This window comes from Mesorhizobium sp. M2C.T.Ca.TU.002.02.1.1 (assembly GCF_003997225.1).
The window spans coordinates 1-1,206 of sequence record NZ_RZTO01001233.1 but is presented as its reverse complement, the minus strand read 5'-3'; the positions used below and the strand labels follow the sequence as shown (position 1 = coordinate 1,206).

Annotated in this window: 1 protein-coding gene and 1 pseudogene; both read right to left on the bottom strand. The window is 69.0% G+C overall.

Translation table 11 applies throughout. From position 1 onward, the window contains the following. Positions 1-199, bottom strand: a pseudogene (locus EOD07_RS35040) (GNAT family N-acetyltransferase); the annotation flags it as partial. A gap of 59 nt (positions 200-258) precedes the next feature. Then, positions 259-1,206, bottom strand: a 948-nt coding sequence (locus EOD07_RS35035) for an MFS transporter (protein ID WP_164772874.1), incomplete at its 5' end; no start/stop codon positions are given.

The following is a 1,206-nucleotide window of genomic DNA, read 5'->3' as shown; positions in this document are numbered from 1 at the left end:
ACTGCACATAAAGCCAGCCCCAGGCGGTATAGCCGGAAATGCCGGCAACGACGGCGCCATGCTCGTCGCGCACGAAAACCGCCAGCGGCTTTCGGCCCGACGCGCCGACATCGGCATCGTTGAAGGCGGTGAGGCTCCCGCTCAGGAAAGCGAGGTCCTGCGGCAAGGGCTCGGCGGTGATCTCGAGGCTCGTCTTCATCGCGCTTCCGCTCCGGTTCGCAAGCCAGCCTTAGCGAAGGTGCGAACGCAGATGCAAGCCTATTGCCGGGCGGATGAACGCCATGCCGCTGCGCCCGCCGCCACCAGCATCAGCCCGGCCGCGATCAGCGCGCAATTGGCGAAGCCGAGCCCCGTGTAGAGCGGGCCGAAGCCCGCGGTGCCGACGGTGACGGCGAGATAGGTGACCGCGCTGTTCAGGCCCATGATGGTGCCGCGCCGCGAGGGATCGAGCGCGGTGAGGCGCATGACCAGCACGTTCAGTCCGAAATGGTTGGCAAGGCCCCAGACGGCGATCGTCGCGATCAGCAGGCCGAAGCCGGTGCTCGTCAGGGCAATCGCGACATAGACGGCGGCGACCAGCAGATAGGCGAAGGGCATGACGCGGCGAGCGCCGAGCCGGTCTATGACGCCGTCGAGCAGAGCCGCCGCGCCGAAGCCGAGGCCATACGCGATGGCCGCCAGGCCGTTGGCGCTGACCGGCTCGCCGAGAGCTTCATGGAGATGATCGCCGAGATAGCCGTAGACGCCGTAAAACGCGGTCATGAAGGCGCCGCAGGCGATAAGCAGCGGGACGATGCCGGGAACGGCGAGCGCGCCGAGCGGCGACGGCGCGGGGCCGCTTTTCCTGGTGTCGTGCAGCGAACTCATCGCCAGGCCGGCAACAGCCGCTCCCGCCAGCAGCGCTACGGCCGCGAAGACGGCGCGCCAGTGGATGAGGTCGGCGATCACCGCCGACAGCGAGACGCCGGCGACCATCGAAAGCGTCCAGCCGGTCAGCACCACGCCGATGGTGCCGCTCTCGCGGCCGGGCGGCGCGATCGCCGCCGAGCTGGCATAGATCGCCGGCATGGCGATGCCGGCGGCGACGCCGGCAACGAGCTGAGATGCCACTAGCGCCATTACCGTCGGCGCGAGGGCACTGGCGACCAATGCTGCCGCCAGCAACAGCAAGGCTCCCTGCAGCATGCGGCGCGCGCCGACGGTAAT